The 24649-nt window shown below is 65.4% G+C and carries 20 protein-coding genes and 1 riboswitch; of the genes, 11 read left to right on the forward strand and 9 right to left on the reverse strand.

What is annotated here, in order from left to right; translation table 11 throughout:
* Nucleotides 1–43: 43 nt before the first annotated feature.
* Complete coding sequence (gene gshB, locus LOY42_RS02355) at nt 44–997, reverse strand: glutathione synthase (protein ID WP_258599735.1); 954 nt, start codon at nt 995–997, stop codon at nt 44–46.
* Nucleotides 998–1252: 255 nt separating this feature from the next.
* Here gshB and pilG point away from each other — a divergent pair, with 255 nt between their 5' ends.
* From pilG to LOY42_RS02390, 7 genes are all read left to right on the forward strand, one after another.
* Nucleotides 1253–1654, forward strand: coding sequence for a twitching motility response regulator PilG (gene pilG, locus LOY42_RS02360; RefSeq protein WP_102682258.1), 402 nt, complete (start codon nt 1253–1255; stop codon nt 1652–1654).
* A 46-nt stretch (nt 1655–1700) separates the two neighbouring features.
* Nucleotides 1701–2066: a twitching motility response regulator PilH gene (gene pilH / locus LOY42_RS02365; RefSeq protein ID WP_046853925.1), complete on the forward strand. Its 366-nt coding sequence runs from the start codon at nt 1701–1703 to the stop codon at nt 2064–2066.
* Complete coding sequence (locus tag LOY42_RS02370; RefSeq protein ID WP_046853926.1) at nt 2063–2617, forward strand: chemotaxis protein CheW; 555 nt, start codon at nt 2063–2065, stop codon at nt 2615–2617. Before pilH ends, LOY42_RS02370 begins: the two co-directional genes overlap by 4 nt.
* 63 nt (nt 2618–2680) lie before the next feature.
* Nucleotides 2681–4705 carry a methyl-accepting chemotaxis protein gene (locus LOY42_RS02375; RefSeq protein WP_102682257.1) on the forward strand — a complete coding sequence of 675 codons (2025 nt, stop codon included), beginning with the start codon at nt 2681–2683 and terminating at the stop codon, nt 4703–4705.
* A gap of 11 nt (nt 4706–4716) precedes the next feature.
* The gene (locus tag LOY42_RS02380) at nt 4717–10011 is read left to right on the forward strand and encodes an Hpt domain-containing protein (RefSeq protein ID WP_258601104.1); all 5295 of its coding nucleotides are present in this window, start codon (nt 4717–4719) and stop codon (nt 10009–10011) included.
* Nucleotides 10004–10477 (forward strand): chemotaxis protein CheW, encoded by a 474-nt coding sequence (locus LOY42_RS02385; RefSeq protein ID WP_023632084.1) that lies wholly within the window; start codon nt 10004–10006, stop codon nt 10475–10477. The genes LOY42_RS02380 and LOY42_RS02385 overlap by 8 nt, the downstream gene beginning before the upstream one ends.
* A 68-nt stretch (nt 10478–10545) precedes the next feature.
* Complete coding sequence (locus tag LOY42_RS02390; RefSeq protein WP_102682230.1) at nt 10546–11163, forward strand: PAQR family membrane homeostasis protein TrhA; 618 nt, start codon at nt 10546–10548, stop codon at nt 11161–11163.
* On the opposite strand, the gene LOY42_RS02395 is transcribed toward LOY42_RS02390, so the two are convergent.
* The 3 genes from LOY42_RS02395 to LOY42_RS02405 all read right to left on the reverse strand — a co-directional run bounded on the left by LOY42_RS02395 (nt 11160) and on the right by LOY42_RS02405 (nt 13872).
* Complete coding sequence (locus LOY42_RS02395; RefSeq protein WP_258599736.1) at nt 11160–11879, reverse strand: 16S rRNA (uracil(1498)-N(3))-methyltransferase; 720 nt, start codon at nt 11877–11879, stop codon at nt 11160–11162. The genes LOY42_RS02390 and LOY42_RS02395 overlap by 4 nt on opposite strands.
* An 81-nt stretch (nt 11880–11960) precedes the next feature.
* Entirely contained in the window at nt 11961–13367 is a 1407-nt protein-coding gene (locus tag LOY42_RS02400) for an adenosylmethionine--8-amino-7-oxononanoate transaminase (protein WP_258599737.1), read from the reverse strand.
* A gap of 73 nt (nt 13368–13440) precedes the next feature.
* Nucleotides 13441–13872: a hypothetical protein gene (locus LOY42_RS02405; RefSeq protein WP_110702107.1), complete on the reverse strand. Its 432-nt coding sequence runs from the start codon at nt 13870–13872 to the stop codon at nt 13441–13443.
* A gap of 204 nt (nt 13873–14076) precedes the next feature.
* Between LOY42_RS02405 and LOY42_RS02410 the strand changes: the two genes are divergently transcribed.
* The 3 genes from LOY42_RS02410 (at nt 14077) to LOY42_RS02420 (ending at nt 17281) form a co-directional block, all read left to right on the forward strand.
* Nucleotides 14077–15903, forward strand: coding sequence for an NAD(P)/FAD-dependent oxidoreductase (locus LOY42_RS02410; RefSeq protein ID WP_258599738.1), 1827 nt, complete (start codon nt 14077–14079; stop codon nt 15901–15903).
* A gap of 213 nt (nt 15904–16116) precedes the next feature.
* The gene (locus LOY42_RS02415) at nt 16117–16668 is read left to right on the forward strand and encodes a cytochrome b (RefSeq protein WP_094012344.1); all 552 of its coding nucleotides are present in this window, start codon (nt 16117–16119) and stop codon (nt 16666–16668) included.
* A gap of 34 nt (nt 16669–16702) precedes the next feature.
* On the forward strand, nt 16703–17281 hold the full coding sequence (locus LOY42_RS02420) for a YceI family protein (protein WP_023629958.1): 579 nt from the start codon (nt 16703–16705) through the stop codon (nt 17279–17281).
* 94 nt (nt 17282–17375) lie between these two features.
* On the opposite strand, the gene LOY42_RS02425 is transcribed toward LOY42_RS02420, so the two are convergent.
* The 5 genes from LOY42_RS02425 to ahcY all read right to left on the reverse strand — a co-directional run bounded on the left by LOY42_RS02425 (nt 17376) and on the right by ahcY (nt 23905).
* A complete protein-coding gene (locus LOY42_RS02425; protein ID WP_258599739.1) occupies nt 17376–19271 on the reverse strand; it encodes a DEAD/DEAH box helicase in 1896 nt (631 codons plus the stop codon).
* Between the two features lie 223 nt (nt 19272–19494).
* Nucleotides 19495–20295, reverse strand: coding sequence for an ABC transporter substrate-binding protein (locus tag LOY42_RS02430; RefSeq protein ID WP_258599740.1), 801 nt, complete (start codon nt 20293–20295; stop codon nt 19495–19497).
* A 36-nt stretch (nt 20296–20331) separates the two neighbouring features.
* Nucleotides 20332–21408, reverse strand: coding sequence for a hypothetical protein (locus LOY42_RS02435; protein ID WP_258599741.1), 1077 nt, complete (start codon nt 21406–21408; stop codon nt 20332–20334).
* Nucleotides 21409–21508: 100 nt separating this feature from the next.
* Nucleotides 21509–22354: a methylenetetrahydrofolate reductase [NAD(P)H] gene (gene metF / locus LOY42_RS02440; RefSeq protein WP_046853938.1), complete on the reverse strand. Its 846-nt coding sequence runs from the start codon at nt 22352–22354 to the stop codon at nt 21509–21511.
* A 141-nt stretch (nt 22355–22495) separates the two neighbouring features.
* Entirely contained in the window at nt 22496–23905 is a 1410-nt protein-coding gene (ahcY, locus tag LOY42_RS02445) for an adenosylhomocysteinase (RefSeq protein WP_046853939.1), read from the reverse strand.
* A 21-nt stretch (nt 23906–23926) separates the two neighbouring features.
* A riboswitch (S-adenosyl-L-homocysteine riboswitch) is annotated at nt 23927–24023 on the reverse strand.
* Between the two features lie 177 nt (nt 24024–24200).
* Between ahcY and LOY42_RS02450 the strand changes: the two genes are divergently transcribed.
* The gene (locus tag LOY42_RS02450) at nt 24201–24602 is read left to right on the forward strand and encodes an acyl-CoA thioesterase (RefSeq protein ID WP_139673986.1); all 402 of its coding nucleotides are present in this window, start codon (nt 24201–24203) and stop codon (nt 24600–24602) included.
* Nucleotides 24603–24649: the final 47 nt, after the last annotated feature.

Genomic DNA, 24649 nt, shown 5'->3' on the forward strand with positions numbered 1-24649 from the left:
CCGGCATCATACCCCACTGCGCGGTGTTGCCACCTGTCTTCGGTCAGCGCGCCTGAAGCTTGCGATCAATGGCGTCCATCAATTGCCCGCCGATATTGGTGTTGAAGGCGGCGTCGATCTCGCGGATGCAGGTCGGGCTGGTGACGTTGATTTCGGTGAGGTAGTCGCCGATCACGTCCAGGCCGACGAACAGCAGGCCCTTTTCACGCAAGGTCGGGCCGACCTGGGCGGCGATCCAGCGATCGCGCTCGCTCAACGGGCGGGCTTCGCCGCGACCACCGGCGGCCAGGTTGCCGCGGGTCTCGCCGCTGGCCGGGATGCGCGCCAGGCAGTAGTCCACCGGCTCGCCGTCGATCATCAGGATGCGCTTGTCGCCATCCTTGATCGCCGGCAGGTAGGCCTGCGCCATGATCTGCTGGGCGCCGAGCGCGGTCAGGGTCTCGAGGATCACCGACAGGTTGGGGTCGCCGACCCGGTGACGGAAGATCGAAGTGCCACCCATGCCATCCAGCGGTTTGAGAATCACATCACCATGCTCGGCGGCGAACTCGCGGATGATGTCGGGGCGGCGGCTGACCAGCGTGGGGGGCGTGCACTGCGGGAACAGCGTGGCGAACAGCTTCTCGTTGCAGTCGCGCAGGCTCTGCGGGCGGTTGACCACCAGCACGCCTTCGGCCTCGGCCTGTTCCAGCAGGTAGGTACTGTAGACGAACTCCATGTCGAAGGGCGGGTCCTTGCGCATCAGGATCACGTCCAGCTCGGCCAGGGTGCTGTCCTGCTCCTCGCCCAGTTCGAACCAGCGGGCCGGGTCGGCGAACACCTTGAGCGGGTGCATGCGTGCGCGGGCCTTGCCCTGGCCCTGGTACAGATCGCGCTGCTCCATGTAGAACAGGCTCCAGCCGCGGGCCTGGGCGGCCAGCAGCATGGCCAGCGAGCTGTCCTTTTTGTAGGAGATGGACGCGATGGGGTCCATGACAATCCCGAGGCGAACGCTCATGGGTAGTTCCTCTTGGCGGCCCTAGGCCGCGATGGCACGAAAGAAAAGTGGCTCAGGGTGGCGCCGGGCGCGCCCACGGTCAAGGGGCGGGCGGATGGAATGGCCTTCGGGAGTGTGCTAAAAAGGCTCGATCAAGCTTCAAGCTCCAAGCCACAAGCTGCAAGAGAGCCGGGCTGCACACCCATTTGCTTTTACTTGACGCTTGTAACTTGCAGCTTGCCGCTCAGACCAGAGCAGCAAATGATGGCGAACTATATGGAACAACCCCTGAAGGTGATGGTGATCGACGATTCCCGCACGATCCGCCGCACCGCGCAGATGTTGCTCGGCGAGGCAGGCTGCGAGGTGATCACCGCCAGTGACGGCTTCGACGCCCTGGCCAAGATCGTCGACCACAAACCGCGGGTCATCTTCGTCGACGTGCTGATGCCGCGCCTCGATGGCTACCAGACCTGCGCCATCATCAAGCACAACAGCGCGTTCAAGGACACCCCGGTGATCCTGCTCTCTTCCCGCGACGGCCTGTTCGACAAGGCCCGCGGCCGGGTGGTCGGCTCCGACCAGTTCCTGACCAAACCGTTCAGCAAGGAAGAACTGCTCGACGCGATCCGTGCCTGCGTGCCCGGTTTCGCCGCGCAGGATCCACACGCACCCTGACGCGCCCACGCAAGGCGGCGTCTCTATTTCCTGATGGGGAAACAGCATGGCCCGAGTTCTGATTGTCGACGACTCGCCGACAGAGATGTACAGATTGACCGAATGGCTGGAGAAGCACGGCTATGGGGTGCTCAAGGCCGACAACGGTGCCGACGGCGTGGCCCTGGCCCGCCAGGAAAAACCCGACGCGGTGCTGATGGACATTGTCATGCCCGGCATGAACGGATTCCAGGCCACCCGCCAGTTGAGCAAGGACCCGGAAACCAGCGCCATCCCGGTGATCGTGGTCACCACCAAGGACCAGGAAACCGATCGGATCTGGGCCCAGCGCCAGGGCGCCCGCGACTTCCTGACCAAACCTGTGGAAGAAGACGCGCTGATCGCCAAGCTCAAAGAAGTGCTGCAGGCTTGACCACCCGGCCCCAGGGCGCGTCGCTGACCGCCTTCGAGCTGCTGCTGGACATCGACCGGCGCTGCCGCCTGCTGGTGGCCGACCAGCCACCGCAGGACATCCGCCTGCAACAATGGAGCGGCATCGGCTTTCGTGTCGCCGGGCAGTGGTTCGTCGCGCCCATGGGTGAAGTCGCCGAAGTGTTGCGCGAACCCCGCGGTAGCCGGGTGCCGGGTGTGCAGCCCTGGGTGCGCGGAGTGGCCAACCTGCGTGGGCGGCTGCTGCCGGTGATGGACCTGTGTGCATTCTTCGGCCTGGGGCCGGCGGCGGCGGGCAAGCAACGGCGGGTGCTGGTGCTGGATCACGAAGAGCTGTTCGCCGGGCTGCTGGTGGACGAAGTGGTCGGCCTGCAGCACTTCGCCCTGAGCAGCCTCGAGCTGTCGCCGCCGCAACCGTTGATCCGCGCGGCCGCGCCCTTCGTGCAGGGCCATTTTCCCCGTGAGCGCAATTGGGCGATCTTCAGCCCGTTCGCCCTGGCCCAGGCGCCGGGCTTTCTCGATGTGGCGTTGTAGAGGACTTTCGACGTGAACAAGCCAGGACCCACCGTTGCCGCAGCCGGCGTCTCGCCCGCCGCCGTGGCCCAACGCCCGCGCAGCACCGCGCAGATCACCGTGCTGTTCGTGGTGCTGATCCTGTCGATCGTCCTGTTGTTCGCCAACTTCGCCTACCTCAACACCCAGGCCAACCACGACAAGCAGTACATCGGCCATGCCGGCGAGCTGCGCGTGCTGTCCCAGCGCATTGCCAAGAACGCCACCGAGGCGGCGGCGGGCAAGGCGCTGGCGTTCAGGCTGCTCAGCGACGCGCGCAACGACTTCGAGCGGCGCTGGAGCTACCTGCGCGAGGGGGACAAGACCACCGGCCTGCCCGCCGCGCCCGCCACGGTACGCGACGAAATGGACGCGGTGCGCCAGGACTGGGAGAACCTGCGCAAGAACACCGACACCATCCTGGCCAGCGAACAGACCGTGCTGTCGCTGCACCAGGTCGCGGCCACCCTGGCCGAGACCGTTCCGCAGTTGCAGGTCGAATACGAGAAAGTGGTGGAAATCCTGCTGCAGAGCGGTGCGCCGGCCAACCAGGTGGCCGTGGCCCAGCGCCAGTTGCTGTTGGCCGAGCGCATTCTCGGCTCGGTCAACACCGTGCTCGCCGGTGACGAGACTTCGGTGCAGGCCGCCGATGCCTTCGGCCGCGACGCCAGCCGCTTCGGCCAGGTGCTCGAGGGCATGCTCGCCGGCAACCCGGCGATCCAGGTCACCCGCGTCGAGGACGCCGATGCCCGGGCGCGGCTGGCCGAGATCGCCGAACTGTTCCAGTTCGTCTCGGGCTCGGTGGACGAAATCCTCGAGACTTCGCCCGAACTGTTCCGCGTGCGCGAGGCTGCCGGTAACATCTTCAGCCTGTCGCAGACCCTGCTCGACGAGGCCTCGCACCTGGCCAACGGCTTCGAAAACCTGGCCGGCGGGCGTACCCTCGATACTGTCGGCGGCTACGTACTCGGCCTGCTGGCACTGGCCTCGATCATCCTCATCGGCCTGGTGATGGTGCGCGCCACCCACCGCCAGCTCCGCGAGACCGCGGAAAAGAACGAGCGCAACCAGCAGGCGATCATGCGCCTGCTCGACGAGATCGAGGAACTGGCCGACGGCGACCTGACCGTGACCGTTTCGGTGACAGAGGACTTCACCGGAGCCATCGCCGACTCGATCAACTTCTCGGTCGACCAGCTGCGCGACCTGGTAGCCACCATCAACCACAGTGCCGAGCAGGTCGCCGCTGCGGTGCAGGACACCCAGAACACCGCCCGCCAACTGGCCAAGGCCTCCGAGCACCAGGCCGAGCAGATCAGCGAGGCGTCCGAGGCGGTGGGCGACATGGTCGAGTCGATCGACCGGGTCTCCGCGCATGCCTATGAATCGGCCAAGGTGGCCGAGCGTTCGGTGGCCATCGCCAACAAGGGCAACGAAGTGGTGCACAACACCATCCACGGCATGGACAACATCCGCGAGCAGATCCAGGACACCGCCAAGCGGATCAAGCGCCTGGGTGAGTCCTCCCAGGAGATCGGCGATATCGTCAGCTTGATCGACGACATTGCCGAGCAGACCAACATCCTCGCCCTCAACGCGGCCATCCAGGCATCGCTCGCCGGCGAGGCCGGCCGCGGCTTTGCCGTGGTCGCCGACGAGGTGCAGCGCCTGGCCGAGCGCTCGTCCTCGGCAACCCGGCAGATCGAGGCGTTGGTACGCACCATCCAGGCCGATACCAACGAGGCGGTGATCTCCATGGAGCAGACCACCGCCGAAGTGGTGCGCGGCGCGCGCCTGGCCCAGGACGCCGGCGTGGCCCTGGCAGAGATCGAAGGCGTGTCGCAGACGATGGCCGACCTTATTCACAGCATCTCCGATGCCGCTCAGTTGCAGACGTCGTCTGCCGGGCAGATTTCCCACACCATGGCGGTGATCCAGCAGATCACCGCGCAGACCTCCGCCGGTTCCGGCGCCACGGCCGACAGCATCCGCCACCTGGCACGCATGGCCAGTGAGATGCGCCGCTCGGTATCCGGTTTCACCCTGCCCAAGCCGGTGGAGCGGTCGTGAGCGGGGCGAGCATGGCGGGCCCGGGCAATACGGCCGGCGAGCGCCACGACACGGTGGCCCTGGCCTGGATCAAGGCCCCCATCCTCGATTGCCTGGCGCAGGCGCGCCAGGCCCTGGAGCGTTTCTCGGCGGAGCCAGGCGACCTGTCGATGCTGGCGTTCTTCGTCGACAACCTGCACCAGGTGCACGGTTGCCTGCACCTGCTCGAATTGCCGGGCGCGACGCGCCTGGCCGAGGAACTGGAGTTGCTGGGACGGGCCATGGCCGAGGGCCAGGTGAGCCCTCGCGGCGACTGCCTGGGCGCGCTGTTCCGGGGGCTTGAGCAATTGCCGCCTTACCTGGATCGTCTGCGGGGAGCGCGTCACGACTTGCCGCTGGTGGTCATGCCGTTGCTCAACCAGCTGCGGGTCTGCCGGGGTGCCGAGCCCCTGGCCCAGGGCAGCCTGCTGGGCGAACTCGGGCAGCGCCTGGCGGGCGCCGCGGACCTCGCCAACCTCGACCTTTCCCTGGGGAGCTGGCGTGAGCACATGCAGGCCGGCCCTGGGCGGGACGCGCTGCGTTCGGTGGTGATGGCCCTGTGCGATGACCTGATGCGCATCAAGGACCGTCTCGACCCCTTTGTCAGTGGCGAGCATCCGCCCCGCGAGTCGTTGGAAACCTTGCTGCCACCCTTGCGCCATGTCGCAGATACCCTGGCAGTGCTGGGTTTCCAGCAGCCACGACGAGTAATCATCGACCAGGTGCTGGCGCTGCAGGCGCAGGTCGAGAAGGACGGCGCGGTGGACGAGGCGCTGTTGATGGATGTCGCCGGGGCGCTGTTGTACGTCGAGGCGACCCTCAACGGCATGGTCGGCCCGTTGGAGGAGACCTCGCCAGGCAACCTGCCTGGTTCTGACCTTGCCGAGATTCGCCAACTGGTACTCAACGAGTCGCTCAATGTGCTGCAGCAGGCCAAGGACCTGATCGGCGACTGCCTGGAGTCGGACTGGTCGCGTCAGCGCCTGCAGGCCTTGCCCGGTTTGCTGCAGCAGGTGCGCGGGGCGTTGGCGATGCTGATGCTGCCGGCCGCCGCCGAGGTGTTCGGTGGGTGCGCGGGGTATGTGCAGGGCTGGTTGGTCCATGTGGAGGACGAGCCGCTGCCCGATGAGCTGGCCCACCTGGCCGATGCCCTGTGCGCCGGGGAGGCCTGGTTGCAGTGGCGGGTGGCCGATCCGCTGGCCGATGCCCAGCGTTTCATCGACATGGCCCACGCGAGCCTGACCGCCCTGGGCGTGCAATGCCCGCGCCTCGAGCGGCCCTTGGCTGGCTCTGGCATGGCGGACGGTGTCGATGACGAGTTGCGCGGGGTTTTTCTCGAAGAGGCCGGCGAACTGTTGCCTGAACTCGAGCGCCAGTGGCTGCGTTGGCGTGCCGACAACGGCCTGCGCGAGGCACTGATCGAGGTACGCCGCGCGCTGCATACGCTCAAGGGCAGCGGGCGGATGGTTCATGCAGAGGCCGTGGCAGAACTCGCCTGGGGCGCCGAGCACCTGCTCAACCGGGTGCTGGAGGGGCGCATCACACTGAGCGCCGAAGGCCTGGTGGCCTTGCAGCAAGTGTTCGTGCGCCTGCCCGACCTGCTCGCCGACTTCGCCGCCAGCCAATTGCCGCCCACTGCGGAGATAGAGCAACTGGCCGGGCATCTGCACGCACTGGCGCTCAATGACACGCCGGCCAGCGCCAGCATCGACGGGCTCGATCCGCAGCTGCTGGAGATTTTCCGTAACGAGGCCCAGGGGCACCTGGCCGGGCTCGATGTTTTCCTGCAGGTGGCTGGTGCCCAAGGCACAGTGGTCAGCGACAGCCTGCAACGCGCCTTGCACACCCTCAAGGGCAGCGCCGCCATGGCCGGCGTGATGCCGGTGGCGGAACTGGCCACCGCGCTCGACCGCCTGGTGCGCGAGTACAAAGGTCACCACCTGCCTTTACAGCAGGCCGAGATCGAGCTGCTGGAGGCTGCGCGTGCGCTGTTCTACCTGGGGCTGGCCCAGTTGGATAGCTCACCATTGGCTGCCATCCCGGGGGCTGCGGCGTTGATCGAGCAGGTCGGGCAAACGGTCGATGCCAGGCTCGCCCGGCACCAGGCCGAGCCGCACCCGTCGCGCCGGGCCAGACGTGACCCGCAACTGACGGCCACCTTCCTGACCCTGGGCATGGATATCCTGCTTGACGCCGAGGCGCGGCTGGCCAACTGGCAGGCCGACCCCACGCAGCATCATGAGCTGCACCTGCTGCTCGAGGAAATGACCACCCTCAGCCATGGTGCGCACCAGGCTGAGCTGTGGCAGGTGGATGAAGTCTGCGAAGGGCTGCTCGACCTCTATGGCGCGGTCGAAGAGGGCAGCCTTGCGGTGACACCGCGTTTCTTTGCCATTGCCCGTCAGGCCCACGAAGCGCTGCTCGACCTGTTCGACGAAATAGCCGCCGGGCAGGATCCGACCGCCCGCCCCGATTGCCTGGCCGCCTTGCATGGCTTGCTTGACGATGCCCTCGACCCGGCGGCCCTGGGGTTGGTCGGCGCAGCTGGCGCGACAGAGCTGCCCCGACCTGGCCAGCTGCCGGACCCCGCTGTCGTCGAGCTGTTTCTCGATGAGGCCGCGGATATTCTCGAGGGCGCCGACCAGGCACTGCGGCAATGGAAGGACGATCCCGAAAGCCTGTCACCGCTGTCTGCGTTGCAACATGATGTGCTGACCCTCAAGGGTGGTGCGCAGATGGCCGCGATTGGCGCCATCGAAGTGCTTGCCCAGGAGCTCGCGCTGCTCTACGAAGGGCTGGTGGACCGGCGGATCGGGGCAAGCCCAGGGCTGTTCGAGCTGCTCGCACGCAGCCATGACGCCCTGGCCGAGATGCTGCGCAGCTTGCGCGAGGGCCGGTCACCGCTGTCGGCGGTGGCGTTGCTGGGCGAGCTGCGCGATTTCCGCCATAACGCTCCGCCACCTGGCCCGACCGAGGCGCAGGACGACACGCAGGAAAGCGAAGGCGACAAGGAACTACTGGAGGTTTTCCTCGAAGAGAGCTCCGATATCCTCGAAAGCGCGGCCCAGTCCCTGGCGCGTTGGCAGGCCGACCCGCGCAACACGGTCGAGGTGGAGAACCTGTTGCGCGACCTGCACACCCTAAAGGGTGGGGCGCGCATGGTCGAGATCGCCGCCATCGGCGACCTGGCCCATGAGCTGGAATTCCTGTACGAGCTGCTGGCGGCCGCGCGGCTGCCGTCGACGCCGGCCTTGTTCAGCCTGCTGCAGAACTGCCATGACCGCCTGGCGCACATGCTCGACGCGGCGCGCCTGGGCGAGCCGCTGCACGCGGCGACGGCGCTGATCGACTATATCCGCAACTTCTCCAGCGCCGCGCTGACCGACAGCGCCGCCGGGCAGCCCCAGGCCGAGCCCGCCCCGGCCGAAGCCCCGGCTGTCGCGCCCGAGCGGGCCGGGGACATGGTCAAGGTCGATGCCGAACTGCTTGACGACCTGGGCAACCTGGCCGGCGAGCATTCGGTGATCCGTGGGCGCATCGAGCAGCAGGTCAACGATGCGCAGTTCGCTCTCAACGAGATGGAGACCACGCTGGAGCGCATGCGCGACCAGCTGCTGCGCCTGGATATCGAGACCCAGGGGCGGATCTCGAGCCGGCACCAGTTCGAGGGTGACGCCTATGACGACTTCGACCCCCTGGAGATGGACCGTCATTCGCAGTTGCAGCAATTGTCGCGGGCGCTGTTCGAGTCCACCTCGGACCTGCTCGACCTCAAGGAGACCCTGCTGCAGCGGGCCCAGGAAGCGCACAGCCTGTTGCAGCAGCAGGCGCGGGTCAACAGCCAGTTGCAAGAGGGGCTGACCGCCACCTTGATGGTACCGTTCGAGCGCCTGGTGCCGCGTTTGCAACGGGTGGTGCGGCAGGTGGCGAGCGAACTGGGCAAACAGGTCGAACTGGTGGTAGGCAATGCCGAGGGCGAGCTGGACCGCAGTGTGCTCGAGCGCATGGTCGCGCCGCTGGAACACATGCTGCGCAATGCCGTCGACCATGGCCTGGAAGCCCGCGAGGCGCGCCTGGCGGCCGATAAGCCGGAGCAGGGCACCATCCACCTGAACCTGCTGCACGAAGGCGCCGACATCGTCATCGAGATGAGCGACGACGGTGCCGGGGTGCCGCTGGAGGCGGTGCGCAACAAGGCGATCAAACGCGGCCTGCTCGATCCGCAGGCACGCTTGAGCGACCACGAGATCCTGCAGTTCATCCTGCGCCCGGGGTTTTCCACGGCCGAGAAGATCACCCAGATCTCCGGGCGCGGCCTGGGCATGGACGTGGTCCATGAAGAGGTCAAGCAGCTGGGCGGTTCGATGAGCATCGAGTCCAGCCCCGGCAAGGGCGCGCGCTTCCTGATCCGCTTGCCGTTCACCGTGTCGGTGAACCGGGCGCTGATGGTGCACGTGGAGGATGAGCAGTACGCTATTGGGCTGAACACCATCGAGGGCATCGTGCGCGTGCCGCCATCGGAGCTCGAGGCCTGCTACCGACTCGACCCGCCACGCTACAGCTATGCCGGCCATGACTACGCGCTGCGTTACCTCGGCGAGCTGCTGCAGGAGGGTACGCAACCCAACCTGCTGGGCCAGAGCGTGCCGCTGCCGGTGCTGCTCACCCATTCCCACGAGCAATCGTTCGCGATCCAGGTCGACAGCCTGTCGCCCAGTCGCGAGATCGTGGTCAAGAGCCTGGGCCCGCAGTTCGCGGCGGTGCCGGGGCTGTCCGGTGCCACCCTGCTTGGCGACGGGCGGGTGGTGCTGATTCTCGACCTGCTCGGCCAGTTGCGCGGCCAGCAGCGACGCCTGGCGCGCCTGCCGGGCGCGGCGCAGGGGCAGCATCTGCTGACCGGCCCGGTGCCCAGGCGGCCATTGCTGGTGATGGTGGTGGACGACTCGGTGACCGTGCGCAAGGTCACCAGCCGCCTGCTCGAACGCCACGGCATGAGCGTGCTGACCGCCAAGGACGGGGTGGATGCCATGGCGCTGCTCGAGGAGCACCGCCCGGACGTGTTGCTGCTGGACATCGAGATGCCGCGCATGGACGGCTTCGAGGTGGCCACGCGCATCCGCCGCGACGAACGCCTGGCACAGTTGCCGATTATCATGATCACCTCGCGTACCGGGCAGAAGCACCGCGACCGGGCCATGGCCATCGGCGTCAACGATTACCTCGGCAAGCCCTACCAGGAGTCGGTCCTGTTGCAGAGCATCGCCCACTGGAGCCAGCCCCATGCTTGAACATATCGCCGGCCAGCGCAGCAGCCTAACCGGCCTGCTGTTGCCCCTGGGCGACCGCACCCTGGTACTGCCCAACGTGGCGGTGGCCGAATTGATTGGTCATCGTGCCATCGCTTGCGAGCCAGGAGAGCCGGCCTGGCACCTGGGCTGGGTGGACTGGCGCCAGCAGCGCTTGCCGTTGATCGGTTTCGAGGCGGCCTGTGGCGGGCAGACCACTTGCGGCGAGCGGGCACGGGTGGTGGTGCTCAACGCATTGGGAGATACCGGCCTGCGCTTCCTGGCGTTGCTGCTGCAGGGTATTCCGCGCTCGTGCAAGCTCGACAGCCAGTTGAACTATGTTGACGTACCGCTGGCCGCGCTGGAGCTGGCGGCAGTGCAGGTGGGCGAGCAGGTGGCGCGGGTGCCGGACCTGGCCGGGCTGGAAAGATTGGTACGTGACGCTGATCTGCAATCTGCAGCTGGCTAGGATGATGGTTGAGCGGGCCCTGTCGCGGGGCTCAGGAACCCTGACTGCTGCGGGAGGTCTGTGCTTGCATGTATTACGGTGAACGCTTCAACGCCTGGACCCACCTGGTCGGCGCGGTACTGGCCTGCATCGGCGCGAGCTGGCTGATCGTCGTGGCTGGCCTGCAGGGCGATCCCTGGAAGATCGTCAGTTTCTCCATCTACGGTTTCACCCTGCTGTTGCTCTACAGCATCTCCACCCTCTACCACAGCACCCGCGGGCGGGCGAAGCGGGTCATGCGCAAGCTCGACCACCTGTCGATCTACCTGTTGATTGCCGGCAGCTACACGCCGTTCTGCCTGGTCAGCCTGCGCGGCCCCTGGGGCTGGAGCCTGTTCGGGGTGGTCTGGGGGCTGGCGCTGGTCGGCATGTTGCAGGAGATCAAGCCGCGCTCCGAGGCACGGATCCTGTCGATCGTCATCTATGCGTTGATGGGCTGGATCGTGCTGGTGGCGGTGAAACCGCTGCTGCACAGCCTGGGTGCCGCGGGTTTCGCCTGGCTGGCGGCCGGCGGTGTGTTCTACACCGTCGGCATCATCTTCTTCGCTTTTGACAGCCGATTCCGCCACTGGCACGGCATCTGGCACCTGTTCGTGATTGCCGGCAGCCTGATGCACTTCGTCGCGGTGTTTTTCTACGTGCGTTAGAAATCGCCCCACAGTTGCTGTGCCACCGACAGGGCCACCACTGGGGCGGTCTCGGTGCGCAGCACGCGAGGGCCGAGGCGGGCGGCGTGGCAGCCGGCGGCCTTGGCCTGCTCGACTTCCGCTTCGCTCAGGCCGCCCTCGGGGCCGATCAGGAAGGCCAGCCTGGCCGGTTTGGCATGGCTGGTCAGTGGCTCGGCCACCGGGTGCAGCACCAGCTTGAGGTCGGCTTCGGTGCTTTTCAGCCACTCGGCCAGGGTCACGGGTGGGTGGATCACCGGCAAGGTCGAGCGCCCGCACTGCTCGCAGGCACTGACAGCCACCTGGCGCCAGTGGGCCAGGCGCTTGTCGGCGCGTTCGTCCTTCAGGCGTACTTCGCAGCGTTCGCTAACGATCGGGGTGATTTCATTGACACCCAGCTCGGTGGCTTTCTGGATTGCCCAGTCCATGCGCTCGCCACGGGACAGGCCCTGGCCGAGGTGGATATGCAAAGGCGAATCGGCCTGGCCGGGGAGGGCCTGGTCGAGGCTGACGCGCACGGTTTTCTTGCCGACTTCGAGCAGTTGGCCGAGGTATTCCTGGCCGCTGCCGTCGAACAGCTGCACGGCGTCGCCAGCGGCCATGCGCAGCACGCGGCCAATGTAGTGGGCCTGGGCTTCGGGGAGCTCGTGCTCGCCAAGGCCCAGTGGGGCGTCGATGAAGAAGCGGGAGAGTCTCATGGGCTTGCTCTGGAAAAAGGCTGACGCAGATCCTGTAGGAGCGGACGAGCCGGCTCCTACAGGTTTCGGGTTGGTCTGGGGCTAGCCCGGATCGCGGAAATCCGGATGAAAGTCGGCCGGCACGGCAACGCTCACCTTGTCGCGGGTGGCGATATCGATCCCTTCGCTGGCCACCTCGGCCAGGAAGTCGATCTGTTCGGGTGTAATCACGTAAGGCGGCAGGAAATACACCACGCTGCCCAGCGGGCGCAACAGTGCGCCACGGCTCAGGGCGTGCTCGAAGACTTTCAGGCCGCGGCGCTCCTGCCAGGGGTAGGCGGCCTTGGTGGCCTTGTCCTGGACCATCTCGATGGCCAGGACCATGCCGGTCTGGCGGATCTCGGCGACGTGGGCATGGTCGACCAGGTGCGCGGTGGCGCTGGCCATGCGCGCCGACAAGGCCTTGTTGGCCTCGATCACGTTGTCCTGCTCGAAGATGTCCAAAGTGGCCAGGGCCGCGGCGCAGGCCAGCGGATTGCCGGTGTAGCTGTGCGAGTGCAGGAAGGCGCGCAGGGTCGGGTAGTCGTCGTAGAACGCCTGGTAGACCTTGTCGGTGGTCAGGCAGGCGGCCAGCGGCAGGTAGCCGCCGGTCAGGGCCTTGGACAGGCACAGGAAGTCCGGGGTGATGCCGGCCTGCTCGCAGGCGAACATCGTGCCGGTGCGGCCGAAGCCGACCGCGATCTCATCGTGGATCAGGTGCACGTCGTAACGGTCGCAGGCCTCGCGCAGCAGCTTGAGGTACACCGGGTGATACATGCGCATGCCGCCGGCGCCCTGGATCAGCGGCTCGACGATCACCGCGGCGATGCTGGCGTGGTGTTCGGCCAGGGTCTGCTCCATAGCCGCGAACATGTTCCGCGAGTGCTCTTCCCAGCCCATGCCTTCCGGACGCAGGTAGCAGTCCGGGCTCGGCACCTTGATGGTGTCCAGCAGCAGCGCCTTGTAGGTTTCGGTGAACAGCGGCACGTCGCCCACCGACATCGCGGCGATGGTCTCGCCATGGTAGCTGTTGGTCAGGGTGACGAAGCGCTTCTTCTGCGCTTTGCCGGTGTTCTGCCAGTAGTGGAAGCTCATCTTCAGCGCCACTTCGATGCACGACGAGCCATTGTCGCCATAGAACACCCGGTCCAGGCCGGCGGGGGTGATCGCTACCAGGCGTTCGGACAGCTCGATCACCGGCTGGTGGCTGAAACCGGCGAGGATCACATGTTCGAGCTGGTCGACCTGGTCCTTGATGCGCTGGTTGATACGCGGGTTGGCATGGCCAAAAGCGTTGACCCACCATGAGCTGACGGCGTCCAGGTAGCGTTTGCCCTCGAAGTCCTCCAGCCACACGCCCTCGCCGCGCTTGATCGGGATCAGCGGCAGCTGTTCGTGGTCTTTCATCTGGGTGCAGGGGTGCCAAAGGACCTTCAGGTCGCGCTGCATCCACTGATCGTTGAGGCCCATGGGCACTTCTCCTGGCGTTACGGCTCGGTTTGACCGCGTAAGCCTAAGCAATGCCGGGGGGCAGGACAACCGCTCAATGTCGCCAGGCCGGCCGCCATTCCAGCTGGCGGATATGCACGGTGCACTGCGGCAGGGTGGACAGGGTCAGGCGGTCGAGCGGGCCGGGCACGTCGTGCCAGGAGGTGCCGTGGGTGCCGGGCCCGGGCGTGAACTCGGTGTAGTCCAGGTCGCGCAGGGTCAACCAGTAGGCGGTCGAGACGGCCGTGCCGAGCGTGGTGACATCCACTTCAAGCAGCAGGCAATCGACCGTCTGGCCGAAGATGAACTCGATATCGCACTGGCCATGGATGATCAATTCCGTGCCGATCCGCCCCTCGTCGGTCTGGTAACGCGCGCTGTAGACAATGCCATTGGACACGATGTTCAGGCCGGTGGGCGTGCGCCAGGAGCACTCGGGCAGGGGCGCCGAAGGCGTCCACCTGGCAAAATCTTCGGTGTAGATCACTGTTCTTCCCCAGCTCGATGCTTGAGTGCCAGCCAAGGCTGCACGCCCCGGCGACCCAACGCCACTGACAAAATTACCAGTTGCCAAAGGCACTTGATGTCACTGCGGTGGCAGGGTGGGCAGAGGTGACGTATTCTTAACGCATCTCTCCCGGGGCATTGCTCCCCGTCCCTTCTATCGCTTCTATAACCGGAGTTCGCCATCATGGCTGCTGCTTGGGTGCGCCTGTGCGCGTTGGTATTGATCGGGGTGACCAGCGGCGTCGCGCTGGCCAAGGACAAGACGGCGATCGTCGTCGGTGGTGGCCTGGCGGGCCTGACCGCGGCCTACGAGCTGCAGAGCAAGGGCTGGCAGGTGACCCTGCTGGAAGCCAAGTCGGGCATGGGCGGGCGTTCGGGCCTGGCCACCAGCGAATGGGTCGGCAACAGCAAGACCCAGCCGGTGCTCAACCAGTATCTGGAGCAGTTCAAGGTCGCCACCCTGCCGGCCCCGGAGTTCGTGCGCAACCCCGGCTACCTGATCGACGGTGAATATTTCAGCGCCACCGATCTGGCGACCAAGCAGCCAGCCACTGCCGAGGCGCTCAAACGCTTCGAGAAAACCCTCGACGACCTGGCCCGTTCCATCGAAGACCCGCTCAATCCCGCGGCAAATAGCACCCTGTTCGCCCTCGACCAGATGAACGTGTCCACCTGGCTCGACAAGCTGCAGCTGCCAGCCACCGCCCGTCAGCTGGTCAACCAGCAGATCCGCACCCGCTATGATGAGCCGTCGCGCCTGTCGCTGCTTTACTTCGCCCAGCAAGGCCGGGTCTACCGCAATGTCAGCGACCGTGACCTGCGCGCCGCGCGCCTGCCCGGTGGCAGCCCGGTGTTGGCCCAGGCCTTCGTCAAGCAGCTGAAGACCATCAAGACCAGTTCGCCGGTTACCGCCATCGTTCAGGACAAAGACGGTGTGACCGTCAAGGTCGGCGGCGTCGGCTACCAGGCTGACTACCTGGTAATGGCCGTGCCGCTGCGTGCACTGGCCAAGATCCAGATGACCCCGGGCCTGGACGGGCAGCACCTGGCCGCCTTGAAGGGCACCAACTATGGCTGGCGCGACCAGCTGATGCTCAAGTTCAAGAACCCGGTGTGGGAAAGCCGTGCACGCATGTCCGGCGAGATCTTCAGCAACACTGGCCTGGGCATGCTGTGGATCGAGCCGGCGCTCAAGGGTGGCGCCAACGTGGTGATCAACCTGTCCGGGGATAACGCCCGCTTGCTCCAGGCTTTTGGTGACAAGCAGATGGTCGACCAGGTACTGATCCGCCTGCACGCCTTCTACCCGCAGGCACGCGGCGCCTTCACCGGTTATGAAATCCGCCGCTACAGCACCGACGCCGGCATGGGCGGTGCGTACCTGGCCTACGGCCCGGGGCAGATCAGCAAGTACTGGCGCCTGTGGGAGCGCCCGGTACAACGGATCGCCTTTGCCGGCGAACACACCGATGCGCTTTACCCGGGTACCCTCGAAGGGGCCCTGCGTAGCGGCCAGCGTGCCGCGGGGCAGGTCCAGGACCTGGCGGCGGGCAAGTCCTTCGACCCGGCCAAGGCTGCGTCGGTAGCCGCCGCAGCGGCTACTGGAGCGGCCGGCGTCGCGGCCGCGAAGGACAAGGGCGGGTTCTTCTCCAACCTGTTCGGCGGCGCCTCCGACAAGGCTCCGGCCAAGGCGGAGCCCGTGAAGGCCGAGCAGGCCAAGCCGGGCTTCTTCTCGCGTCTGTTTGGCGGCTCTGACAAGCCAGAGGCCAAGGCCGCGCCGATCGCCAAGGCCGAGGAGGTTGCGCCTGCACCGGCAGCCGCGCCGGTTGCGCCGACACCCGTTGCTAAGGAAGAGCCAGTGAAGCCGGCGGCCACCAAGCAGGCCCCCGCCAAGCCTGCGGCCAAGCAGGCCCACAAGCCTGCAGCCAAACCGGCGCCGGTGAAGAAGGCCACCGCCAAGTCGGAACCGGCCAAGAAGCCGGTGGTCAACAGCCAGGCCAAGGCCGGCTGATCTCGGTATAGCCGCCATCGCGGAGCCCTGTGTAAGCGGGCTTGCCCCGCGATGGCGTCGGATCTTCCAAACGTCTATCGTTAATGTTTCCTTAATAGGAAGCTTTCAGAATTAATATCTGGTTTTTCGATAATCAGAAGCTGCTTTTTACGCTTTTATTCGATGCATTACGCGTTAGTCTTGTGCACAGCTTTCACGGGGAAATACGCCAACATGCAACTGCGCAATTCATCTTCTCGCTATGGCCTGGTCAGCATCGTCCTGCACTGGGGTGTGGCGCTGGCGGTCTTCGGGCTGTTTGGCCTGGGCTTGTGGATGGTCGGCCTTGATTACTACGACCCATGGCGCAAGTCCGGTCCGGACCTGCACAAGAGCATCGGCCTGGTGTTGCTGGCACTGATGCTGTTGCGGGTAGTCTGGCGTTTCGTCAGCCCGCCGCCACCGGCACCGGCCAACCATGGCAAGGTCACCCGGCTGGCCGCCAAGCTGGGCCATCTGGCGCTGTACCTGGGCCTGTTCGCAGTGATGATAGCGGGCTATCTGATTTCCACCGCCGACGGCGTGGGTATTCCGGTGTTCGGCTTGTTCGACGTTCCCGCGCTGGTCAGCGACCTGCCTGACCAGGCTGACCTGGCGGGGGTGATCCACCTCTGGCTGGCCTGGGGCCTGGTGATTTTTGCCGTACTGCACGCATTGGCGGCATTGAAACATCATTTCATCGACCGTGACGCGACCCTGACCCGCATGCTGGGCCGCAAAGCTTGACTCTCAACCTCAATTGCAAAGGAAGGAAGTAAGGATGTTGAAAAAGACTTTTGCCGCTCTGGCGCTCGGTACCGCCCTGATCTCCGCCGGCCAGGCCATGGCCGCCGAGTACAAGATCGACAAGGAAGGCCAGCACGCGTTCGTCGACTGGAAGATCAGCCACCTGGGCTACAGCTTCATCCACGGCACCTTCAAGGACTTCGACGGCAACTTCACCTGGGACAGTGCCAAGCCCGAGGCCAGCAAGATCAGCGTAGACCTGAAGACTGCCAGCCTGTGGTCGAACCACGCCGAGCGTGACAAGCACATCGCCAGCAAGGACTTCCTGGATGTCAAAAAATATCCGGAAGCCAAGTTCGTCTCCACCAGCGTCAAGTCGACCGGTGACAAGACTGCCGATGTGACCGGCGACCTGACCCTGCACGGCGTGACCAAGCCCGTCACCTTCAAGGCCGTGTTCAATGGCGAGGGCAAGGACCCGTGGGGCGGCGAGCGCGCTGGCTTCAACGCCACCACCACGCTGAACCTGAACGACTTCGGCATCAAGGGCCCAGGCCCGACTTCGCAGACCCTGGACCTGGATATCAGCGTCGAAGGCGTGAAGCAGAAGTAATTCGCTTCGCCAGCAACGAAAACGCCGCCCAATGGGCGGCGTTTTCGTTGGCTTTGCATGGCCTCATCGCGGGGCAGGCCCCGCGATTGCGGGCTCAGCCCTTGCGGGTCAGCAGCGCCGGGCGCTCACCGCGTGGGCGGCTCGGCAGGTCGTCCAGTTGCTCGGGCGTCGGGTAGCGGTCGAGTTTGGATTCCTTGCGGATGATCACTGGCGCACTCTGCGACTCGCGCGGGTTGCGCACGGCCGGTTCCTGGCGGGACGAATCTTCACGGCGAGCACGGCCACCGTTGTTGTCGCGTCGGGCGCCACCATTGCTACCGCCGCCGTTGCGCGGGCGCTTTTCACCGGAGCCCTGGCCCTGGCGTTGCTGGCCATTGCCACGGCCCTGGCCTTGCCCCTGGCCGCCACCACTGCGCTGGCCTTGCCCTTGGGCTTGGCCCCCGTTGCCGCCCGGGCGACGATTGCGCCCCTGGTTCTTGGCGTTCTGGTAGGGGCTTACGTAGTCGGCGCGGTTGCCAAAGTTGTCGACGTCGTCGTCGAGAAACTCTTCAGGGTCGCGATTGGGGGCGGCGACAGGCGCGGCTTTCTGGCCGTTGTTCTGTTGCTGGCGTGGCTTCTGGTCGCGCGGCTTGCGCTGCTGGCCCTGCTGCTGTTTCTCGCCGGACTTTTCCTTTTCCGCGGACTTCTCGGACGAAGGCTTGTTGCGGCCTTTGTCCTTGCCTTTGTCCTTGCGCCCGCCACTGCCTTCCTTGCCGCCTTCGCCGCGAGGTTGCTGGTTGCGGCCACCGCGGCCATTGTTCGGCTGGCGCTCGCGCACTTCCGGCTTCTCGACCTCGACTTGCGATGCGTCAAAGCCCATCAGGTCGCCATCCGGGATTTTCTGGCGGGTGACGCGCTCGATGCTCTTGAGCAGCTTTTCTTCATCCGGCGCGACCATCGAAATGGCTTCACCGGAGCGACCGGCACGGCCCGTACGGCCGATGCGGTGAACGTAGTCTTCCTCGACATTGGGCAGCTCGAAGTTGACCACGTGGGGCAACTGGTCGATGTCCAGGCCGCGGGCGGCGATGTCGGTGGCGACCAGCACGCGCACGGTGTTGGCCTTGAAGTCGGCCAGCGCCTTGGTGCGGGCGTTCTGGCTCTTGTTGCCGTGGATCGCCGCGGCGGTCAGGCCGTGCTTCTCGAGGTACTCGGCCAGGCGGTTGGCGCCGTGCTTGGTACGGGTGAACACCAGCACCTGTTCCCAGGCGCCCAGGGTGATGAGGTGCGCCAGCAGGGCGCGCTTGTGGCTGGCCGGCAGGCGGTAGACCCGCTGCTCGATACGCTCGACGGTGGTGTTCGGCGGCGTGACCTCGATGCGCTCGGGGTTGTGCAGCAGCTTGTCGGCGAGGTCGGTGATGTCCTTGGAGAAGGTCGCCGAGAACAGCAGGTTCTGGCGCTTGGCCGGCAGGCGCGCCAGCACTTTCTTGACGTCGTGGATGAAGCCCATGTCGAGCATGCGGTCGGCTTCGTCCAGCACCAGGATCTCGACACGCGAGAGGTCGACGCTGCCTTGGCCGGCCAGGTCGAGCAGGCGGCCCGGGCAGGCGACCAGGACGTCAACGCCCTTGGCCATGGCCTGGACCTGCGGGTTCATGCCGACGCCACCGAAGATGCAGGCGCTGATGAAGTTGAGGTCGCGGGCGTAGACCTTGAAGCTGTCATGCACCTGCGCTGCCAGCTCGCGGGTGGGGGTCAGCACCAGCACGCGCGGTTGGCGCGGGCCATGGCGTTGCGATTTGTCGGGGTGGCCACCCGGGAACAGGCGCTCAAGAATAGGGAGCGCGAAGCCGCCGGTTTTACCAGTACCTGTCTGGGCGGCGACCATCAGGTCGCGACCTTGCAACACGGCGGGAATGGCCCGCTGTTGCACCGGAGTGGGCTGGGTATAGCCCGCTGCCTCGATAGCGCGGACAAGAGCCTCGGAGAGACCGAGGGAAGCAAAGGACATGGGCAATCCTGTTCTCGTGGGGGCTAGGCCCGATGGGGTGTTCTGCCTGGCGCGACGGGCATCGGAGGGATGCGATCGCGTCCGGTCCAGCTGGGCGTTCACTGCGCATCCTGAATGCCGGCGGGCGGGCACCAAAGGTGCGCGGCTGCGGGTCGAGATGCCTGTTGCGAGGCCGAGCGTCCGGGCGTGAGCCGGGCGGGAAGGCCCGAGTATAACAGAGCAATCAGCGTGTGCCGCGTTCCTGCTGCTCAACGGCGAAAGGAAAATCCTGATTGCCGAGGTAGCGGGCACTGATCGCCGCATAGGCGGGCTCCTGTTTGAAGCGCCGCAACTCGTCGCTGAAGGCCCGCGCCAACTGCTCTCGACCGGGCTTGCGGGCCAGGCCCAGGTACTGCGGGCGACGGCTGACCACGGCGGGCAGTTCTTCAACGGTCTGCTCCAGACCCAGTCGGCGGCTCACATAGCGCCCGACCCGGCGGTCGGTCACCAGCAGGTCGATGCGTCCGAGCGCCAGCTTGCCGAAGTTGGCCTCGTGGCTGGGCGCAGGCTCGCGGCGAAACAGCGTCGATTCGGCGAAGGCGCCGTCGTAGGTATAACCCGGCGATGTGCCGATGGTCAGACCGGCCAGGTCCTCGAGGCGCTCGATCGGGTGGGGGCGCGAACGGGCCTGGTAGAGAACGAACTCGACCTGGGACATGGGTTCGTCCGGGTAAACCAGATAGCCCTGGCGTGAGTCGACCTGGAAGATGTCCATCACCCCGTCCGCCAGACCCTGTTCGACCATGGCCAGGCATCTTTTCCAAGGCATGAACTCCCACTGCACCTGGACGCCGAGGCGTTTGAACACTTCATTGGTCACTTCGTAGTCGATGCCCTTGGGTTGGGCATCTTCTTGGTACAGGTACGGCGCCCAGTCGTCACTGACGATCCGCAGGCGCTCGCCGTGGGCCAGCGAGCTGAGACCAACAAGCACTACCAGGCCGAGGAGGCGTATGCGCCTGGAGAGGCGCCCTGTCAGGGACATGGCTTACACCCGAATGGCGGCATGTCCGTCATGGTTTCAGGCCTGCCGTTTCTGCAGCAGATGGTCCTCGACCTCCTGAAGACGCTTGCCCAGCGCCAGGCGCAGGCCGGGCTGACGCAGGCACTGGCGCAGCTGTTCCGGGTCTGGTACGCCCTGGCGTTGTGCAAAGTTTTCCAGGGCCTTGTCCCACCAGGCCGAGGCGCAGGCGCGGTCGAATTCGTTTTCGTAGGGGTAGCAGCCATTGAGCAGCTCGCGGGCGAACTGCCGCTGCTTGGCAGGCAGCGTCAGCGTCAGCGCTTTGTAGCCGAGGCGCTGCAGCGCCGGGGGGCGCGGCAGCTGATCATTTACCCGCGCCACGTCTGCCAGCGCCGCCTCGCTGAGTGGGGCGTCAGCGTGCTTGCGCAACCAGGCTTGGATCTTGGCGCGGAACTGCGCCTTGCGGCTCCAGTAGTGATGAATGACGTCGGTGCACGCATTGAGCTTGAGCGTGCGGTAGGCCACCACCGCCAGGCAGAACTCTTCGAGGGTGTAGGCCTCCCGGGCCAGGGGGTGGAACTCGTCCATCAGGGCGATGGAGCGGTCCAGTACCGAGGCGTCCTGCGCAGTCAGGCCGATCACCCCGGAATTGACCAGTGGCATCTCACGGTCGGCCAGACCGCGCTCCTCGAGGGTTTGCAGCAGGTTCTTGTACAGCACACACTTCTGATTCTCGCCATAGCGCCCGCCAATGGCATTGCACAACAGGCTGCCGGGCGCAACCCGGTCGAACAATTGCATGGGCGAGGCGCGGAAGAAGGTATCGGTATCGATGAGTACGGCCATCGGGTGCTGGGTCAGGACCTGGCGTAGCAGGACGTGCTTGCTGCGGAAGTGATAGCCATGTGGCTGGTTCCAGGCCTTGCGCGTCGCCTCGTCGAGCAGATGCACCGTCACTGGCAGGTCGCGATAGGGCTCGGTGTTGTCGGTGTAGACCTGGATATCCATGGTCGCGCCGGGTGTGCTCCGCAGGTGGGCCAGGGCGCTGATGATGCTGAAGCAGGCTTCTTGATGATAGGTGGCCGGACCGAATGCCAGGTAGACGAGTTGAGGATGGGCGGAGTTTGGGTGCTGCATGCTGGCCGGTAACCTGTAGGGAGGCAAAAGTAAAGAAGGCCTTAGCCTAAGCCAAAGCCTTCTTCCTGGCTGCAACTAAATGCTAGTGGCAGCGCTTTTTTCAGCGTGGCAGCTTCAGGTTGTTCCAGATCGCCAGGCTCGGCTCGGCCTGGTTGAGGGTATAGAAGTGCAGGCCCGGTGCGCCGCCTTGCAGCAGTTGTTCGCACATGCGGGTGATCACTTCCTCGCCGAATGCCTGGATGCTGGCGGTGTCGTCGGCATAGGCTTCCAGCTGCTTGCGGATCCAGCGTGGGATCTCGGCGCCGCAGGCGTCGGAGAAACGCGCCAGCTTGCTGTAGTTGGTGATCGGCATGATGCCGGGCACCACCGGGATCTCGACGCCCAGCTTCTGCGCGCGCTCGACGAAATAAAAGTAGCTGTCGGCGTTGAAGAAATACTGGGTGATGGCGCTGTCGGCACCGGCCTTGACCTTGTGCACGAAGTTGGCCAGGTCGCTCTCGAAATTGCGCGCCTGCGGGTGCATCTCCGGATAGGCGGCCACTTCCAGGTGGAAGTGGTTGCCGGTTTCCTGGCGGATGAACTCGACCAAGTCGCTGGCGTAGCGCAGTTCGCCGCTGGCCATGCCCATGCCCGACGGCAGGTCGCCACGCAGGGCGACGATGCGCTTGATGCCGGCGGCCTGGTACTCGGCCAGCAGGGCGCGCAGGTCGTCCTTGCTGTCGCCCACGCAGGACAGGTGCGGGGCGGCGGGGACTTTCACCTCATTTTCCAGCTGCAGCACGGTGTTGAGCGTGCGGTCGCGGGTCGAGCCACCGGCACCATAGGTGCAGGAGAAGAAGTCCGGGTTGTAGCTGGCCAGCTGGCGGGCAACGCCCATCAGCTTTTCGTGGCCGGCATCGGTCTTGGTGGGGAAGAATTCGAAACTGTAGCGGCGTTCTTGTGACATCTCTGGTTCCTTCGGCAGTGAGCCTGGGCTGCTGCCTGCAAATAAAAGCCAGGACGGTGGGGGCCGGCCTGGCTCGGACATCGGTTCGAAACGTTGCCTGCCAGTGCCGGGCAAGGATACCTGGCACTGGCAACCAGCCGCTTAGTAGCGGTAAGCGTCCGGCTTGAACGGGCCTTCGACGGTCACACCGATGTACTCGGCCTGCTGCGGGGTCAGCTGGGTGACCACGCCACCGAAGCCGCGGACCATTTCCAGGGCCACTTCTTCGTCGAGTTTCTTCGGCAGCACTTCCACGGTCAGGCGCTCGGCCTTCTTCGCGGCAGGCAGCGCGGCGAACTTCTGCTCGAACAGGAAGATCTGCGCCAGGACCTGGTTGGCGAACGAGCCGTCCATGATGCGGCTCGGGTGGCCGGTGGCGTTGCCCAGGTTCACCAGGCGGCCTTCGGCCAGCAGGATCAGGTAGTCGTCGTTCTGCGGGTCGAACACGCCGGCGCCGGTGCGGTGGATCTTGTGCACCTGTGGCTTGACCTCTTCCCATGCCCAGTTCTTGCGCATGAAGGCGGTGTCGATCTCGTTGTCGAAGTGGCCGATGTTGCAGACCACGGCGCGCTTTTTCAGGGCCTTGAGCATGTTGGCGTCGCAGACGTTGACGTTACCGGTGGTGGTGACGATCAGGTCGATGCGGCCGAGCAGGTCCTTGTTGATGCCGGCTTCGGTACCGGTGTTGATGCCGTCCTTGAACGGCGAGACGACTTCGAAGCCGTCCATGCAGGCTTGCATGGCGCAGATCGGGTCGACTTCGGTGACCTTGACGATCATGCCTTCCTGGCGCAGGGACTGGGCCGAGCCCTTGCCCACGTCGCCGTAGCCGATCACCAGGGCCTGCTTGCCCGACAGCAGGTGGTCGGTGCCGCGCTTGATGGCGTCGTTGAGGCTGTGGCGGCAGCCGTATTTGTTGTCGTTCTTGCTCTTGGTGACCGAGTCGTTGACGTTGATCGCCGGGACTTTCAGCTCGCCCTTGGCCAGCATGTCCAGCAGGCGGTGCACGCCGGTGGTGGTCTCTTCGGTCACGCCGTGGATCTTGTCCAGCATGGCCGGGTATTTCTTGTGCAGGATCTCGGTCAGGTCACCGCCGTCGTCCAGCACCATGTTGGCGTCCCATGGCTGGCCATCCTTGAGGATGGTCTGCTCGATGCACCACTCGTACTCTTGCTCGGTCTCGCCTTTCCAGGCGAACACCGGGATGCCGGCGGCAGCGATGGCGGCGGCGGCCTGGTCCTGGGTGGAGAAGATGTTGCACGACGACCAGCGCACTTCGGCACCCAGGGCGACCAGGGTCTCGATCAGCACGGCAGTCTGGATGGTCATGTGGATGCAGCCGATGATCTTCGCGCCCTTGAGCGGTTGCTCGGCTTGATACTTGCGGCGCAGGCCCATCAGCGCGGGCATTTCCGATTCGGCGATGATGACTTCCTTGCGGCCCCAGTCGGCCAGGGAGATGTCGGCGACCTTGAAGTCGGAAAAACCTGCAGGCGTGTTTACAGCGCTCATTGAGAGCCTCCATTCGTAGTGTGCGAATGGGCGCCGTTGTGCGTTGAGCGTCCGCTTGCGCGGACAACGCCCCAACCGAGCCTGACAGGCCAAGCCTGCTGCAGCGCCCCTCGGATGGGTGGCGGGATGGCCACCACTGTGGGGGGCCATGTGAAACGGCAAGATTATAGCCGCGGGCGTGTTACACACCCAAGACTTTCTGTCGATTAATCGAGACGATAGTCGATGTTCAATGGAGCGTGACCGAGCGGTCTGCCATCATTAGCGCATGTCAGCAAGCAGGTCAGGAGTACAGATGAACTTTCACACCCGCAAATGGGTAAAACCCGAAGACCTCAATCCCAACGGCACCCTGTTCGGCGGCAGCCTGCTGCGCTGGATCGACGAGGAGGCGGCGATCTACGCCATCGTCCAGCTGGGTAACCAGCGCGTGGTGACCAAGTACATTTCCGAGATCAACTTCGTCAGTGCCTCGCGTCAGGGCGACATCATCGAGCTGGGCATCACCGCCACCGAATTCGGCCGCACCTCGATCACCCTCAAGTGCGAAGTACGCAACAAGATCACCCGCAGGGCGATCCTGACCGTCGACAAGATGGTGTTCGTCAACCTGGGTGAGGATGGCCTGCCGGCCGCCCACGGGCGCACCGAGATCAAGTACATCCAGGACCAGTTCCCGGACAGCGCGGTGGAATAGACCCGTTTGCTCAAGCGTGGGAGCGGGCTTGCCCCGCGATGGCGCCG

The sequence above is a fragment of the Pseudomonas sp. B21-023 genome, assembly GCF_024749165.1.
Classification (GTDB): Bacteria; Pseudomonadota; Gammaproteobacteria; order Pseudomonadales; family Pseudomonadaceae; genus Aquipseudomonas.